Origin of the sequence: Microbacterium salsuginis, from assembly GCF_012524205.1 — a bacterium.
GTDB classification, from domain to species: domain Bacteria; phylum Actinomycetota; class Actinomycetes; order Actinomycetales; family Microbacteriaceae; genus Microbacterium; species Microbacterium salsuginis.
Genome location: NZ_JABACI010000001.1, coordinates 205,133 through 219,733 on the forward strand (window position 1 = coordinate 205,133; position 14,601 = coordinate 219,733).

Consider the following 14,601-nt stretch of genomic DNA (forward strand, 5'->3'; position numbering starts at 1 on the left):
AGCCGTATCAAGTTCAACGGCGAGAGGTCCCCGCTATTCCCTCGCTCGTTCGCGGACAGCGGACGTCCGGGGTGCGGCGTAGCGTGAGCCGCGAGGGTCGCCGAGACCCCGCGAACAGGAGGCAGTGCCATGGATTGGAAGATCGAGCTCATCTTCGTGCCGGTGAGCGACGTCGATCGTTCGAAGGAGTTCTACGAGCGCATCGGATTCCACGCCGATCACGATCAGACGCCGTACGAGGGCCTGCGCTTCGTGCAGATGACTCCGCCCGGTTCGGCCTGCTCCATCGCGTTCGGCACCAACCTCGGCAGCACCCTCGCTCCGGGACAGCAGAACACGATCCAGGTCGTCGTACCCGACGCCGATGAGGCGCTCGCGCACCTGCGCGGACTCGGCGTGGAGGCTCAGGGGGTGGACGAGCAGGCATGGGGCCGCTTCGTCACGTTCGACGACCCCGACGGCAACACCTGGACGCTGCAGCAGCTGCCGCCGCGCGACTGAGCTATCGCCTCAGTCCCGGGCGGTCGCCTCAGTCCCGGCCGCCCGCAGGGCCCACGATCAGGAGGATCACGAACACCGCGATGACGGCGGCCGCGAGCAGGATCGCGAGCGTCCACGGGCGGCGCAGGAACCACCGCACGAGCCGGTCGTGCCACGCGGCGTCGCGGGGATCGCCGGTGGGCTCGAGGCGCCACGGGCCCTCGAGCCTGCCGGTGCGGTGCAGCCACAGCTCGGTCGGGATCGTGGCGTAGGGCACCACCGCGCTGGCGATGGCGATCACGGCCGGACCGGCGCCCCAGCGCTGATTCTTCGCGACCAGCACCGCGGTCGCACCGTACGCGAGGAAGACGAAACCGTGGATGCCGCCACCGATCGTGACCGCGATCGAAAGGTCCGCACTCGCACGGAGGATGAGCCCGAGGATCAGCAGCGTCCATGAGATCGCCTCCGCGATCGCGAGTGTGCGGAACAGGTTCAGGGGCGCGCGGAACACAGGTCTCCTCGGGTCGGGTCCCCCCAGCCTACGTTCGTCCCGCGGTCCGCCACGGCCGACGGTTACCGTTGAGCGGTGACCTTCTCGCTCGACGCGCTGCGGCGCTGGCCCGACATCGAGGCCCCTGATCTGGTGGCCGCCGATGCCGCCGATCGCCTGCTCCTGGACGAGTCGGCGTCCGCCCGGGCAGCGGTGGACGACGGTTGCCTCGTCGTGATCGGCGACGGCTACGGCGCGCTCACCCTCGGCGCGGCGGAGTCCGGTGCCCACGGCATCCGCACCCATCAGGATCCGCTGACGGGCGAGCGCGCCCTCAGCGCCAACGCCGAGCGCTTCGGCCTCAGCCGAGAGTTCACGTCCCTGCCGCTGGATGCCGCACTCGTGCAGGGCGCGCAGGTCGTGCTGCTGCGGCTGCCCCGGTCGCTCGACGCGCTTCGCGACATCGCCGGCCTCGTCGCTGCGCATGCCGCGCCGGAGGTCGTGCTCTACGCCGGCGGCCGCGTGAAGCACATGTCGCTCGCGATGAACGACGTGCTGCGCGAGCGCTTCGGCCGTCTCGACGTCACGCACGCGCGGCAGAAGTCGCGGGTGCTGGTGGCGCGGGAACCCCACGACGGTCGCGATCCCGAGCCTCGGCGCGAGACCCACGGCGACCTCGTCGTCTGCGCCTTCGGCGGGGCGTTCGCGGGCACGTCGATCGACATCGGCACCCGCTTCCTTCTCGAGCACCTCCCTTCGGATCTGTCGGCGGTCGACGAGGCGATCGACTTCGCCTGCGGCACCGGCGTCGTCGCCGCGAGCCTCGCCCGACAGCATCCGGGAATGCGCGTCTACGCGTGCGATGAGTCGGCGGCCGCCGTCGCCTCGGCCCGCGCCACGGCTTCGGCCAACGGCGTGGGCGACCGCGTCACCGTCGCTCGCGACGACATGCTCTCGGATCGCCCGGGATCCAGCGCCTCGTTCATCGCGCTCAATCCGCCGTTCCACTCGGGCTCCGCCGTGCACGAGGGCATCGCACCGCGCATGTTCGCCGATGCCGCGCGCGTGCTGCGGTCGGGTGGCGAGCTGTGGACCGTCTGGAACTCAGGACTGCGGTACCGTCCCGCCCTGGAACGGCTGGTGGGGCCGACGCGTCAGGTCGCGCGCAACGCGAAGTTCACGGTGACTGTCTCGACCAAGCGGTGACGCCCGGCTTCACACGTCCGCCCAGCCGGCGCCGCCCTCGCCATCCAGGAACGGCACGACGACGTCCAGGACGAGGTCGGTGCGAGCGAGCCCGAAGAAGTGGCTCGTCCCGGGGAACACCGCGAGCTGCGACGCCGGCACGCCCTCGAAGTCGCCGTTGACGTCGCCGCCCCGCAGTCGCAGGAACTCCACCGCGTGATCGAGGCTGACCATGTCGGCATCGCCCACGGTGATCAGCGTCGGAGCGGCGATGCCACGGATGTCGTCATCCGGCCAGTCCGGGAAGCCGCCGTCGTAGGAGGCGCCGAGCTTGTCGAGCAGCCCCTGCAGATGCTCATGATCCGGATGCGGCGACTTCGCCAGGTACGCCTGCTCCATCGGGGTGCCGGCGATCATGTCCACGGTCATCGCGCCGACGGCTTCGGCGTTCTCGCTCCCCCGCATCCCGTCCGCGCGGAACGACACGGACGACGCGATCAGCTTGCGGACGCGTTCGGGCTGCCGTACGGCGAGCTCGATCCCGACGGCGCCGCCCACGCTGAACCCGAACACGTCCGCGCGGTCGATGCCGACATGATCCAGGACACCGATCACATCTGCGGCGAATGCCGTCGAGCCGAAGGGCCGGTCGATGTCGTTCGTGCGTCCGTGGCCCTGGAAGTCGAGGGCGAGCACGAGGCGGCCCTGCGCCAGTCGCGGCAGGAGCGGACCGAACTGCTGGTCGATGTCGAACAATCCCCCGTGCAGCAGCGCGAGGGGCGTCGAGCCCGCGGTCCGTTCACCGTGGAGCTCGTAGTAGACGCGCAGATCGCCGAGCGCGACGTAGCCGGATTCGATGGTCGGATCGGTCATCTTCCCTCACTGGAGTCGTGGTCGTCGTTCCACGGTGCCAGACGTGCCGGCGAAAGGGTAGGTGCCGAATCCATGCGAGGAGGATGACCGGGGGGCCGGCGCGAGACGGCCGGCGCCCCCGATGGCCGCGAACTCGGGACTCGCGGCCGGGGACGCCGGACCGGGGCTCCGGCATACACCCCTCCGATAGAGACGGATGCGCCGCGGTTCTATTACGCGACTCGGCGGAACGCACGCGGAGTGCGAACGCTGGGCCCCGGCAGGGGATGCCGGGACCCAGCCGCCACGGCTATCGAACTCCCCCAAGGCGAACGAGCTCCGTGGCATGGAGGGGTGCTGGGGACACCGTCTCCGAGGGCGCTGGGGACGCCCTGGCTTTGACATTAGTGCCACCGGGGTCTCGTCGGGGGGCTCGACACTTCGGAGGTCTCGCGCGGTTTCCCCATTGCGGGGCGGCCCAATGACGAGCGCCCTGCCCGACAGCAGTCGGGCAGGGCGCTCGTCACTGGTGCGGACCTAGAAGTCCCAGTCCTCGTCCTCGGTGGCCTCGGCCTTGCCGATCACGTACGACGAACCCGACCCGCTGAAGAAGTCGTGGTTCTCGTCGGCGTTGGGCGACAGCGCCGACAGGATCGCCGGGTTCACGTCGGTGACGGTCGCGGGGAACATCGCCTCGTAGCCCAGGTTCATGAGGGCCTTGTTGGCGTTGTAGTGCAGGAACTTCTTGACGTCCTCGGTGAGGCCGACTCCGTCGTAGAGGTCCTGCGTGTACTGGATCTCGTTGTCGTAGAGCTCGTACAGCAGCGAGAACGTGTAGTCCTTGATGTCGGCTCGCGTCGCCTCGTCGACCTTCTCGAGACCCTTCTGGAACTTGTAGCCGATGTAATACCCGTGCACGGCCTCGTCACGGATGATGAGGCGGATGAGGTCGGCCGTGTTGGTCAGCTTCGCCCGCGACGACCAGTGCATCGGCAGGTAGAAGCCGGAGTAGAACAGGAACGACTCCAGCAGGGTGGATGCCACCTTGCGCTTGAGCGGCTCGTCACCTCGGTAGTACTCCATCACGATGCGAGCCTTCTTCTGAAGGTTCTCGTTCTCGACCGACCACCGGAAGGCCTCGTCGATCTCCTTCGTCGAGCACAGCGTCGAGAAGATCGATGAATAGGACTTCGCGTGCACCGACTCCATGAACGCGATGTTGGTGTACACCGCCTCCTCGTGCGGAGTGATCGCGTCGGGGATGAGCGACACGGCGCCCACGGTGCCCTGGATCGTGTCGAGCAGCGTCAGGCCCGTGAACACCCGCATCGTCAGGGTCCGCTCCTCGGGGGTGAGCGTGTTCCACGACTGGATGTCGTTGGACAGCGGCACCTTCTCGGGCAGCCAGAAATTGTTCACGAGGCGGTTCCACACCTCGAGGTCCTTGTCGTCCTGGATCCGGTTCCAGTTGATGGCCTGGACGTGATCCAGGAGCTGGAGCTTCTCGCTCATATTCTCTCTTCCTAAAAATCCCAGATCAGACCATCAAAGTGTGCACGAGACGCATTCCGTCATGTCCGTGCCCTCCAGCGCCATCTGGCGGAGGCGGATGTAGTAGATCGTCTTGATGCCCTTGCGCCACGCGTAGATCTGCGCCTTGTTGATGTCGCGCGTGGTGGCGGTGTCCTTGAAGAACAGCGTCAGCGACAGACCCTGGTCGACGTGCTGCGTGGCGGCGGCGTACGTGTCGATGACCTTCTCGTAGCCGATCTCGTATGCGTCCTGGTAGTACTCCAGGTTGTCGTTGGTCATGAACGCGGCCGGGTAGTAGACGCGACCGAGCTTGCCTTCCTTGCGGATCTCGATCTTCGCGGCGATCGGGTGGATCGAGCTCGTCGAGTTGTTGATGTACGAGATCGAGCCGGTCGGGGGCACCGCCTGCAGGTTCTGGTTGTAGATGCCGTACTGCTGGATCGAGGCCTTGAGCTGGCGCCAGTCGTCCTGCGTCGGGATGTGGTGTCCGGCGAACATGTCCTTGACCTTGTCGGTCGCCGGCGTCCACTCCTGCTCGATGTACTTGTCGAAGAACTCGCCCGTGGCGTACTTCGAGTCCCAGAAGCCGTCGAACACCTGGCCGCGCTCGATCGCGATCTTGTTCGAGGCGGTCAGGGCGTGGAACAGCACCGAATAGAAGTAGATGTTGGTGAAGTCGACGCCCTCTTCCGAGCCGTAGTACACATGCTCGCGAGCGAGGTAGCCGTGCAGGTTCATCTGGCCCAGGCCGATGGCGTGCGAGCGGTCGTTGCCGTCCTCGATCGAGCGCACGGAGCGGATGTGGCTCTGGTCGCTGACCGCGGTGAGAGCGCGGATGCTGGTCTCCACCGTCTTGGCCAGGTCGCCGCCGTCCATCGCCAGCGCGATGTTGAGCGAGCCCAGGTTGCACGAGATGTCCTTGCCGATCTGGCCGTAGGACAGGTCCTCGTTGAAGGTCGTCGGCGTGTTCACCTGCAGGATCTCGCTGCAGAGGTTCGACATGTTGATGCGGCCCTTGATCGGGTTGGCCTTGTTCACCGTGTCTTCGAACATGATGTACGGGTAGCCCGACTCGAACTGGATCTCGGCGAGGGTCTGGAAGAACTCGCGCGCGTTGATCTTCGTCTTCTTGATCCGCGGGTCGTCGACCATCTCGCGGTACTTCTCGGTGACCGAGATGTCGCCGAAGGGCACGCCGTAGACGCGCTCGACGTCGTACGGCGAGAAGAGGTACATGTCCTCGCCGTTCTTGGCGAGCTCGAACGTGATGTCGGGAACGACGACGCCGAGCGAGAGCGTCTTGATGCGGATCTTCTCGTCCGCGTTCTCGCGCTTGGTGTCGAGGAACCGCATGATGTCGGGGTGGTGGGCGCTGAGGTAGACCGCGCCGGCGCCCTGGCGTGCTCCGAGCTGGTTGGCGTAGCTGAAGCTGTCTTCGAGCAGCTTCATCACGGGGATGATGCCGGAGGACTGGTTCTCGATCTGCTTGATCGGCGCGCCGGACTCGCGGATGTTCGACAGCAGCAGCGCGACGCCGCCGCCGCGCTTGGACAGCTGCAGCGACGAGTTGATGCCGCGCGAGATCGACTCCATGTTGTCTTCGATGCGCAGCAGGAAGCACGACACGAGCTCGCCGCGCTGAGCCTTGCCGGCGTTGAGGAACGTCGGAGTCGCCGGCTGGAACCGGCCCGAGATGATCTCGTCGACGAGGCTGGTCGCGAGCTGCTCGTCGCCGTCGGCGAGGGCGAGGGCCGTCATGACGACGCGGTCTTCGAAGCGCTCGAGGTAGCGCTTGCCGTCGAAGGTCTTGAGCGTGTAGCTGGTGTAGTACTTGAACGCTCCGAGGAACGTCTCGAAACGGAACTTCTTGCCGTAGGCGAAGTCGTTGAGCTTCTGGATGAACTCGAACGAGTACTTCTCGAGCACGGCCGGCTCGTAGTACTCCTTCTCGACCAGGTAGTCCAGGCGCTCCTTGAGCGAATGGAAGAACACCGTGTTCTGGTTCACGTGCTGCAGGAAGTACTCCCGCGCGGCGCGCTTGTCGGCGTCGAACTGGATCTTGCCGTTGGCGTCGTACAGGTTGAGCATCGCGTTGAGGGCGTGGTAGTCCATGCCCTCGAAGCGCGCCTCCGTCTTGAATGTCATCTCGGTCAGTGCAGTGTCTGCCATCTTTCCAATCCCTCGCTCACGCGTTCCACGTCTTCAGGCGTGCCGAATACCTCGAGCCGGTACAAGTGCGGCACATGACACTTGCGGCTGATGATGTCGCCGGCGAGACAGAAGTGCTCGCCGAAGTTGGTGTTTCCCGCGGAGATGACTCCGCGGATGTGGCGCCGGTTGCGCTCGTCGTTGAGGAACCGGATCACCTGCTTGGGAACGGCGCCCTTCTCCTCGCCCCGGCCCTGGCCTCCGCCATAGGTCGGTGTGACGAGGATGAAGGGCTCGTCGACCACGAGCGGCGGATCGGTCCCGTGGAGGGGGATCCGCACCGCCCGTGCGCCCAGCTTGTCGATGAAGCGCGCGGTGTTCCCCGAGATGCTCGAGAAGTAGACCAGCAGCGGCGCGTCCGTCACGACGCGCCGCGTCGTGAGCGCCGACATGTCAGGCCAGACGCGAGGCGAGTTCGTCGATCTTGTCGGGGCGGAAGCCCGACCAGTGGTCTTCGTCGGTGATGACGACGGGCGCCTGGAGGTAGCCGAGCGCCTTGACCTGCTCGAGGGCCGCGGGGTCCTGCGAGAGGTCGTGGATTTCGTATTCGATACCCTTCGAGTCCAGCGCTCGGTAGGTCGCCGTGCACTGTACGCACGCGGGCTTCGTGTAGACCGTGATCGCCATGTCGATTCTGCTCTCCTCAGTACTCTTCCGGAAGAATCCGGGTGATTCTCCGGCAGGCCCCCCACCGGGAGTCCAATACTACATATGGGTGCCGACATTCGATAGCACCACAAGGGCTAGTAGTTACATCCGTGTGATTTTCCACCGTTGTCCCCATGTACAACACAGGTTCTCCACCGATTCATCCACAGCCGGCGACGTGATCACGAGTCTGGAAAATCCCTGAATCACGCGCGTTTCGGATGCCGCGGCCGCATCCATCCACAGAGGGGACGCTACGCGCGGCCCCCGACATCGGATGTGCCTGTGGATGGCGTCCCCGGCGTGTCGCGGCGTGTCGCGCAGCGGGCATGCACGCACGTCCGGTGCACACCGGAACGGCACCCGCAGTAGCGTTGTGTGGTGGCTGGCTACGGTGATCTCCTTCGCACTCCGGGAGTCGGTCGCATCATCGCCGCGCAGCTGACCGCGCGCTTCCCGAACGGCATGACGAGCCTGGCGATCCTGCTGCACATCGAGCACGTGACGGGGTCTTACGGCGCCGCCGGCTTGGTGCTGGCGGCCACGTCGGTCGGCCAGGCGGTCGCCGGCCCGGTGACCAGCCGATGGATGGGACGCTGGGGCATGCGCCGGGTGCTCACGGCGACGCTCGCCGTCTGCGCCGCGTCGCTGGCGGCGATCGCACTCCTTCTCCTCCCGCTGCCGGCGTACATGGCGCTTGGCCTGATCTGCGGCCTGGCCACGCCGCCCGTCCAGTCGGCCGTGCGCACGATCTACCCCAAGATGGTCACGTCCAGGCAGCTCACTCCGCTGTTCTCGCTCGATGCGTCGCTGCAGGAGATCATCTGGATCTTCGCGCCGGTGCTCATCACCTTCGTCGCGACGCAGGCGGGCACCGTCCCGGCGCTTCTGCTCATCGTGGCGACGCTCATCGGCGGTGGCGCGTGGTTCATCCTCTCCCCGGAGGTCGGTCGCGTGCGCATCCCGCGCAGCCGGCGGCGCCTTGGCCGCGTCCTCGCCCGGCCGCCAGTGCTCCTTGCGACGATCGTCGGATTCCTCCTCATCGGCGCGTGTGCGGCGGTGGAGGCCGGCGTCGTCGCCACGTTCGACCACGGCGGCCTCGAAGCCGGTCTCGTCCTCGGCGTGTTCGCCGTGGGCAGTCTGGCGGGTGGCCTGTCGTTCGGTCACCTGCCGATCGGGCGCTGGGCGATGGCGCGACGCCTCGGGATCTTCACGGTGGGCATCGCCCTGACCGTCGTGTCGCTCAACGTGTGGTGGCTCGGAGGCACCCTTCTGCTCGCGGGGGCGGGCATCGCTCCCGCGCTGGCGGTGATCTACGCCATGACGTCGGCGAGCGTGAAGTTCAGCGACACCGCCGAGGCCTTCGGGTGGATCGGCACCGGCCAGCTCATCGGCGCGGCCGCGGGATCGGCGATCGCGGGGTTCCTCATCGACGACATCGGTCCCACCGGCGCCTACGTGGCCGCCGGCGGGTTCGCCATCGCGGGTCTGGCGGTCGCCATCATCTTCGTTCGCGGCTTCCCCGATCTGCGGCATCGGGATGCGAGCCCGATCCCCGACACCGAACCCGTCCAGACGATCGGCTGAGCTGGTCCGGCCGCACCAGATCGCTAGGCGATCCGGCGCAGCAGCTCCAGAACTGCGAGCGCGTATGCATCGGCGGGTTCGGGATGCTGGAACGCGCGGTGCTCGTCACCGATCACGATCTCGACCTCATGAGTGTCAGGCAGCCGCCGCAGTGCCCGGAACGCGCCGCGCAGCAGCTCGCGCAGCTGGTGCTCGTGCGGCAGCCACAGGGCGTCCTCCAGCGCCACGGAGTCCAGCGCCCACTCCGTCGTGCCGTTGAAGGCGAGGATGCGTCCGGTCGGATACTCGCGCGGCTCGATCGTCATCTCACTGACGGTGAACACATCGGCCTCGAACTCCGGCTCGTCGAGCTGGAACCGGTCACCCGAGCTCGGGTGCCACACCAGCCCGGCATCGCGCAGCGCGACAGCCATTTCGGTCGAGATCATCCCTCCATTGTGGGACCATCACGCCGCGACGAGCTCTCCCGCCTCGCGGCGTGCAACCTCCGCGGCCGGCGCCGGGGCGAACGCCGGCTCGGCGAGCAGAGCTGCCTCGTCCGCCCACTCGAGCACGATGCCGCCGCTCGAGTTGGCCTGGTTCGCGAGGTCCCGCAGGTACTCTCCGTCCAGGGGCTCGGGGTCGGGGTTCGCGAAGACGAACCGCAACGGGATCGACGGCTGCATCCAGATCGAGGTGCGACCCGGTGCATCCGGATCGCAGTGCCGCCAAGTGAGAAGGAAGCTCTCGCCTCGCCGGAGCTTGGTGGTCGCGACGACTTTCACGTGCGCCAAGATCCGGTCGGGGATCTCAGCGGGACCCGTCTCGGACCCGTAGTAGAGGTGCGCCATGTCTCTTCCCCTTCTCCCAAGTTCTGCTGCATCTTGTACAGCAAGTTTCTAGTTCAGTTTATATGTATCTCACTAACTAAGAAATCATCAATCTGTCCTATGCGGTGGTGTACTATGCTGGGGCTCTCGAAGCTTCGCGGAGGTTTGCCATGCCACTCACCGTCGTGCGTCACGAAAGCGAGCACCTGTACTCACAACAGCCCAAGACCGACGCCGGTCGCAGGCTGAGTGAGGCGATCCTTCACTTGTGGCGGGCCGAGCGCAATCAGATGGAGCAGGCGCAGCAGTCGTCAGAGCTCTCGACGATGGATCTCACCGCACTGCGCTACCTCGTGCAGGGTCGCCGTGACGGCCGTGACCTCGGTCCGAAAGACCTGATGGTGATGCTCAACACCTCGAGTGCGACCGTCACGAACGTCGTGGACCGGCTCGTCGCCCGCGAGTACGTCCAGCGCGTCGACCACCCGACCGACCGGCGCGCGCACTACCTCGTTGCGACGGATGCCGCGGTCCAGCGCGTGGACGACTCCTTCGCGCCGCATCATTCCGCGATCGTCGCCGTCATCGACGGGCTGCCCGAGCACGAAGCCGAGTGCGCGGCCGACGTCGTGCGGCGCATCGCGGAGGAGCTCGACAAGTTCGTGTGACGGGCATGAGGCGACCCTAGGCTGGAGGTCATGACTGCCCCCGTCCTCCTCCCTCGCCTGACCTGGGGGTCGGCCACCGCTTCCCGCCACGCTCTGCTGGTCCACGGACTGGGATCGAACGGCGCACTCATGTGGCGGTACGGGGTCGCCCTCGCCGAAGCCGGATGGCGAGCGGATGCTGTCGACCTTCGCGGTCATGGAACGGCTCCGCGCGCGTTGGACTACCGCATCGCCGCGTACGCCGCCGACCTGGCCCCGACCCGCCCGCCCGGCACGAGCGCGTGGGACCTCGTCGTCGCGCATTCGCTCGGTGCCGCGGCATCCGTCATCGCCGCCGCGGAGGATCCGCAGTGGACTCGCCACCTCGTCCTCGTCGACCCCGCGATCGCGCTCACCGGACGCGACCGCGAGATCGTGCGCGACAGCCAGACGCGCTCGTTCGATGACCCGAGCCGAGCCGCCGTGCGGGCCGAGCACCCCGATTGGCACGAGCACGACGTCGAGCTCAAGGCACTGTCGGCGCAGCAGGCGAGCCGCTGGGCGGTCGAGCAGACCAGCTCGCAGAATGAGACGTGGGACGTGACGGATGCCGCGATCCGCGTCGACGTGCCCACCCACGTGATCGCGTCGGACCCCGCCGTCTACTCGATCTTCCGCGGCAAGCCGGCCGAGTCGGTCGTGGCGCGGAATCCGCGGTTCGGGATGTCGGTGGTGCCGGGCGCGGGTCACTCGCCTCATCGCGACCGACCCGAGGCGACCCTCTCCGCACTCCGCGATGTCCTCGAGGGCTGGGGCCTCAGCCGCTGAGGCGCCCGCGTGGTGCAGCGCCCGCATCCGCCCACCCGGCCCACGACGCGCCACCCGCGGCCACAATGGGATCGTGACCGCTGAATTCGACCCGACCGCGATCCTGTCCGACGAGCTGCTCGAGCGTCTGCGCGAGCGCGCAGCGCGGCACGACCGCGAGAACACGTTCCCCGACGACGACCTCGCCGACCTGAAGCAGGCCGGTTATCTGGGCATCCTGGTGCCCCGCGAGCTGGGCGGTCTGGGCCTCGGGCTGGCCGAGGCATCCGTTCTGCAGCAGCGGCTGGCGGGAGCGGCACCGGCCACCGCCCTCGCGATCAACATGCATCTGGTGTGGACGGGCGTCGCGAAGGTGATGGCGGACCGCGGCATCGACGCCCTGCGATTCGTGCAGGAGGGAGCAGCGGCAGGCGAGGTGTTCGCGTTCGGGATCAGCGAGGCGGGGAACGATCTGGTGCTGTTCGGGAGCGGGACGGATGCCGCGCCGCTCCCTGACGGCGGCTATGCGTTCACCGGCACCAAGATCTTCACTTCGCTCGCCCCGGTGTGGACCCAGCTCGGCCTGCACGGCCTGGACACGTCCTCCCCGGACGCCCCGCAGATGGTCTACGCGTTCGTGCCGCGGTCCGAGGTGCAGGCGGACCGCGTCGTGGTGCGCGACGACTGGGACACCCTCGGTATGCGGGCGACGCAGTCCCGCACGACCGAGCTGCACGGCGCACTCGCTCCCGCTGACCGAGTGGTGCGTCGGCTCGCGCCCGGGCCGAACCCCGATCCCCTCGTGTTCGGCATCTTCAGCGTCTTCGAGCTGCTCCTGGCGTCGGTGTACACCGGAATCGCGCGTCGGGCGCTGGACCTCGCGGTCACGGCCGCCGGCGGGCGCACGTCCAAGCGCACCGGCAAGGCGTACAGCCAGGATCCCGACATCCGCTGGCGCATCGCCGGCATGGCTCTCGCGTACGATGCGCTGCCGCCGCAGATCGAGTCTCTCAGCCGAGACGTCGACGTGCTCGCGGACCACGGCCCACGGTGGTTCTCGCTGCTGGCGGGCGTCAAGCACCGTGCCGTCACGGCGGCGAAGGCGATCGTGGACGACGCCGTGCTGGTCGCGGGCGGCTCGTCGTACTTCTCGCGCAACGAGCTCGGCCGCCTCTACCGCGATGTGCTGGCAGGGCTGTTCCATCCTTCCGACCCCGAGTCGGCGCACTCGACCGTCGCGACCGCGTGGCTCGGGCCGTTGCAGGAGTAGCGGACTCAGGCGTCCTGGATGTAGTGGCGCACGGTCTCGTCGCGCTGCACCAGGAAGTCGTCGTCCTCGGGGTAGTACACCGCGGCGTCGACGTCGGCCCCGGCGAAGCTGCGGACGGCGTTCATCGACTCCCATCGCGACACCGTGAGGATCTCGGTCGTGCCGTCGCCGAGGTCGCGCGTGAGGATCCAGGCGTCGAGGTTGCCCGGCGTCGCCCGGTACTCCCCCATCCCGGTGCGTTCGACGTACTCGACGTACTCGTCGCGTTCCTGAGTGCGGATCACGCCGCGCCACACGCGGACGACGGGCTGGTGCGAGGTCATGAGCCCATCCTGCGATGATCCTGGGCGCGACGGAAGGGCTCGCGGCGCATACGGGGGCCCGTGCGAGGATGACCGCATGGCGCGAACTCCGACCCACCTGCTGAGCGCCGCCGACCAGGAGCGCCGGCGCGGACTGCGATTCATGAAAGGCGTCGCGCTGGGCGCGCTGCTGTTCATGGCCGTGCTGTTCGCCGTCGCGTTCGCCTTCCAGCAGCAGGTTCCCGCGCTCGCCTACGTCCGTGCCGCGGCCGAGGGCGGCATGGTCGGCGCGCTGGCCGACTGGTTCGCCGTGACGGCCCTGTTCCGGCATCCGCTCGGAATCCCGATCCCGCACACGGCGATCATCCCCAGCCGCAAGAACGAGATCGGGCGGACTCTGGGCGAGTTCGTCGAGACCGAGTTCCTCCGCGGCGACGTCGTGCGCACCAAGCTCGAGGCGACGGCGATCGCGTCCAGGCTCGGCGACTGGCTGCGGCATCCCGCGCACGCCGAGCGCGTGGCGGCCGAGGCATCCGTCATGGCCGCCGGCGTGCTGCAGGCGCTCAGCGACGACGACGTGCAGGACGTCATCGAAGACCTCGCGCGCGAGCACCTCATCTCCCCGGAGTGGGGTCCGCCGCTGGGCGAGTGGCTCGGGCGGATCGTCGATTCCGGGGCGCACCACGGCGCCGTCGACATGGCGCTGGAGAACATCGCGACGTGGCTGGCCGCCAACCAGGCCGCGTTCACCGGCCTCGTCTCGCGGCGGCTGCCGTCGTGGGTGCCCTCGGTCGCCCACCGGCTCGTCGACGACACCGTGTACAACGAGGCGGTCAAGTTCGTGGCGGCGGTCCGTGCCGACGCCGATCATCCTGCCCGCCGCGCGGTGGACGGGTACCTCGAACGCCTCGCCGACAACCTGCAGCACGACCCCGCCACGATCGGCCGGCTCGAAGACGCCAAGCACGCGGTCTTCGACAGCCCGCGCATGCGGGCACTGGCCGCCGAGGCGTGGAACACCGCGAAAGCGGGACTGCTGCGTTCGCTGGCCGACCCCGACAGCGGCCTGCGTCGCCGCGCGACTCAGGCGCTGGCCGAGATCGGCGAGCGGCTGACGACGGATGCCGCGCTGCAGCGCCGTGTCGACTCCTGGGCGACGGACGCCGCCGTCTTCCTCGTCGAGCGCTACCGCCACGACATCGCGTCGATCATCACCGACACCGTGGAGCGCTGGGACCCCGCCGAGACGACGGAGAAGATCGAGCTCATGGTGGGACGCGACCTGCAGTACATCCGACTGAACGGCACGATCGTCGGGGCGCTCGCGGGGCTCGCCATCTTCTCCGTCGCCCACGCATTTCTGGGGTGAGGCGGGCTAGCCTGAAGCCGTGTCGCGCGACGAGCCCATCGACCAGCCCACGGACGAACCCACGCAGCTCCTCTTCAGCTACGGCACCCTCCAGCACGCGGAGGTGCAGCTCGACACGTTCGGGCGCCTGATCAACGGTGACGACGACGCACTACCGGGGTACACCGTCGACTACGCCGAGATCGCGGATCCGCGCGTCGTGGACCTGTCCGGGCTGGCGGTGCATCCGATCGTGCGCGCGACCGGCAACCCACTCGACAAGGTGCTGGGCAGGGCACTGTGGGTCACCGACGACGAACTCGACGCGTCGGACGAGTACGAGGTCGCGCTCTACCGGCGGGCCTCGGTCGTGCTGGCCAGCGGACGTGCGGCCTGGGTCTACGTCTCGGCATGACGCGGGGGTAGCGTCGT

The 14,601-nt window shown here is 67.9% G+C and carries 17 protein-coding genes; 8 read left to right on the plus strand and 9 right to left on the minus strand.

The window, feature by feature from the left end:
* The first annotated feature begins 129 nt into the window (after positions 1 to 129).
* A complete protein-coding gene (locus HF576_RS00925) occupies positions 130 to 501 on the plus strand; it encodes a VOC family protein (protein WP_168910917.1) in 372 nt (123 codons plus the stop codon).
* 28 nt (positions 502 to 529) lie between these two features.
* Here HF576_RS00925 and HF576_RS00930 read toward each other — a convergent pair whose 3' ends face one another.
* Positions 530 to 994, minus strand: coding sequence for a DUF3817 domain-containing protein (locus HF576_RS00930; protein ID WP_168910918.1), 465 nt, complete (start codon positions 992 to 994; stop codon positions 530 to 532).
* A gap of 75 nt (positions 995 to 1,069) precedes the next feature.
* On the opposite strand from HF576_RS00930, the gene HF576_RS00935 reads away from it, so the two are divergent.
* Entirely contained in the window at positions 1,070 to 2,179 is a 1,110-nt protein-coding gene (locus tag HF576_RS00935) for a methyltransferase (protein WP_168910919.1), read from the plus strand.
* A 9-nt stretch (positions 2,180 to 2,188) separates the two neighbouring features.
* Here HF576_RS00935 and HF576_RS00940 read toward each other — a convergent pair whose 3' ends face one another.
* From HF576_RS00940 to nrdH, 5 genes are all read right to left on the minus strand, one after another.
* A complete protein-coding gene (locus HF576_RS00940; RefSeq protein ID WP_168910920.1) occupies positions 2,189 to 3,031 on the minus strand; it encodes an alpha/beta fold hydrolase in 843 nt (280 codons plus the stop codon).
* 516 nt (positions 3,032 to 3,547) lie between these two features.
* A complete protein-coding gene (gene nrdF, locus HF576_RS00945; protein WP_168910921.1) occupies positions 3,548 to 4,522 on the minus strand; it encodes a class 1b ribonucleoside-diphosphate reductase subunit beta in 975 nt (324 codons plus the stop codon).
* A gap of 33 nt (positions 4,523 to 4,555) precedes the next feature.
* Positions 4,556 to 6,688, minus strand: a complete 2,133-nt coding sequence (nrdE, locus tag HF576_RS00950) for a class 1b ribonucleoside-diphosphate reductase subunit alpha (protein WP_205834830.1) — start codon at positions 6,686 to 6,688, stop codon at positions 4,556 to 4,558.
* A 5-nt stretch (positions 6,689 to 6,693) separates the two neighbouring features.
* The gene (gene nrdI / locus HF576_RS00955; RefSeq protein WP_168910923.1) at positions 6,694 to 7,143 is read right to left on the minus strand and encodes a class Ib ribonucleoside-diphosphate reductase assembly flavoprotein NrdI; all 450 of its coding nucleotides are present in this window, start codon (positions 7,141 to 7,143) and stop codon (positions 6,694 to 6,696) included.
* Between the two features lies 1 nt (position 7,144).
* Positions 7,145 to 7,378: a glutaredoxin-like protein NrdH gene (nrdH, locus tag HF576_RS00960; protein ID WP_109210303.1), complete on the minus strand. Its 234-nt coding sequence runs from the start codon at positions 7,376 to 7,378 to the stop codon at positions 7,145 to 7,147.
* Positions 7,379 to 7,780: 402 nt separating this feature from the next.
* On the opposite strand from nrdH, the gene HF576_RS00965 reads away from it, so the two are divergent.
* Positions 7,781 to 8,986: an MFS transporter gene (locus tag HF576_RS00965; RefSeq protein ID WP_168910924.1), complete on the plus strand. Its 1,206-nt coding sequence runs from the start codon at positions 7,781 to 7,783 to the stop codon at positions 8,984 to 8,986.
* Positions 8,987 to 9,009: 23 nt separating this feature from the next.
* Here the strand turns inward: HF576_RS00965 and HF576_RS00970 are convergent, their stop codons facing one another.
* Entirely contained in the window at positions 9,010 to 9,414 is a 405-nt protein-coding gene (locus HF576_RS00970) for a pilus assembly protein CpaE (RefSeq protein WP_168910925.1), read from the minus strand.
* A gap of 18 nt (positions 9,415 to 9,432) precedes the next feature.
* Positions 9,433 to 9,816 carry a DUF7882 family protein gene (locus HF576_RS00975; protein ID WP_168910926.1) on the minus strand — a complete coding sequence of 128 codons (384 nt, stop codon included), beginning with the start codon at positions 9,814 to 9,816 and terminating at the stop codon, positions 9,433 to 9,435.
* Positions 9,817 to 9,965: 149 nt separating this feature from the next.
* Between HF576_RS00975 and HF576_RS00980 the strand changes: the two genes are divergently transcribed.
* The 3 genes from HF576_RS00980 to HF576_RS00990 all read left to right on the plus strand — a co-directional run bounded on the left by HF576_RS00980 (position 9,966) and on the right by HF576_RS00990 (position 12,519).
* The gene (locus tag HF576_RS00980; protein ID WP_168910927.1) at positions 9,966 to 10,463 is read left to right on the plus strand and encodes a MarR family winged helix-turn-helix transcriptional regulator; all 498 of its coding nucleotides are present in this window, start codon (positions 9,966 to 9,968) and stop codon (positions 10,461 to 10,463) included.
* A 30-nt stretch (positions 10,464 to 10,493) separates the two neighbouring features.
* On the plus strand, positions 10,494 to 11,270 hold the full coding sequence (locus HF576_RS00985; RefSeq protein ID WP_168910928.1) for an alpha/beta fold hydrolase: 777 nt from the start codon (positions 10,494 to 10,496) through the stop codon (positions 11,268 to 11,270).
* 73 nt (positions 11,271 to 11,343) lie between these two features.
* Complete coding sequence (locus HF576_RS00990; protein WP_168910929.1) at positions 11,344 to 12,519, plus strand: acyl-CoA dehydrogenase family protein; 1,176 nt, start codon at positions 11,344 to 11,346, stop codon at positions 12,517 to 12,519.
* 5 nt (positions 12,520 to 12,524) lie between these two features.
* Here the strand turns inward: HF576_RS00990 and HF576_RS00995 are convergent, their stop codons facing one another.
* Complete coding sequence (locus HF576_RS00995; protein WP_205834609.1) at positions 12,525 to 12,842, minus strand: hypothetical protein; 318 nt, start codon at positions 12,840 to 12,842, stop codon at positions 12,525 to 12,527.
* A gap of 76 nt (positions 12,843 to 12,918) precedes the next feature.
* Here HF576_RS00995 and HF576_RS01000 point away from each other — a divergent pair, with 76 nt between their 5' ends.
* Positions 12,919 to 14,190 carry a DUF445 domain-containing protein gene (locus HF576_RS01000; protein ID WP_168910930.1) on the plus strand — a complete coding sequence of 424 codons (1,272 nt, stop codon included), beginning with the start codon at positions 12,919 to 12,921 and terminating at the stop codon, positions 14,188 to 14,190.
* A gap of 19 nt (positions 14,191 to 14,209) precedes the next feature.
* Positions 14,210 to 14,584 carry a gamma-glutamylcyclotransferase family protein gene (locus HF576_RS01005; RefSeq protein WP_343234136.1) on the plus strand — a complete coding sequence of 125 codons (375 nt, stop codon included), beginning with the start codon at positions 14,210 to 14,212 and terminating at the stop codon, positions 14,582 to 14,584.
* Positions 14,585 to 14,601 lie beyond the last annotated feature (17 nt).

Excerpts from the sequence above, each read along its gene's own strand:
- HF576_RS00925 (WP_168910917.1), top strand. The coding sequence starts at position 130 with ATGGATTGGAAGATCGAGCTCATCTTCGTGCCGGTGAGCGACGTCGAT.
- HF576_RS00940 (WP_168910920.1), bottom strand. The coding sequence starts at position 3,031 with ATGACCGATCCGACCATCGAATCCGGCTACGTCGCGCTCGGCGATCTG.
- nrdF (WP_168910921.1), bottom strand. The coding sequence starts at position 4,522 with ATGAGCGAGAAGCTCCAGCTCCTGGATCACGTCCAGGCCATCAACTGG.
- nrdE (WP_205834830.1), bottom strand. The coding sequence starts at position 6,688 with ATGACATTCAAGACGGAGGCGCGCTTCGAGGGCATGGACTACCACGCC.
- nrdI (WP_168910923.1), bottom strand. The coding sequence starts at position 7,143 with ATGTCGGCGCTCACGACGCGGCGCGTCGTGACGGACGCGCCGCTGCTG.
- nrdH (WP_109210303.1), bottom strand. The coding sequence starts at position 7,378 with ATGGCGATCACGGTCTACACGAAGCCCGCGTGCGTACAGTGCACGGCG.
- HF576_RS00970 (WP_168910925.1), bottom strand. The coding sequence starts at position 9,414 with ATGATCTCGACCGAAATGGCTGTCGCGCTGCGCGATGCCGGGCTGGTG.
- HF576_RS00975 (WP_168910926.1), bottom strand. The coding sequence starts at position 9,816 with ATGGCGCACCTCTACTACGGGTCCGAGACGGGTCCCGCTGAGATCCCC.
- HF576_RS00980 (WP_168910927.1), top strand. The coding sequence starts at position 9,966 with ATGCCACTCACCGTCGTGCGTCACGAAAGCGAGCACCTGTACTCACAA.
- HF576_RS00985 (WP_168910928.1), top strand. The coding sequence starts at position 10,494 with ATGACTGCCCCCGTCCTCCTCCCTCGCCTGACCTGGGGGTCGGCCACC.
- HF576_RS00995 (WP_205834609.1), bottom strand. The coding sequence starts at position 12,842 with ATGACCTCGCACCAGCCCGTCGTCCGCGTGTGGCGCGGCGTGATCCGC.
- HF576_RS01000 (WP_168910930.1), top strand. The coding sequence starts at position 12,919 with ATGGCGCGAACTCCGACCCACCTGCTGAGCGCCGCCGACCAGGAGCGC.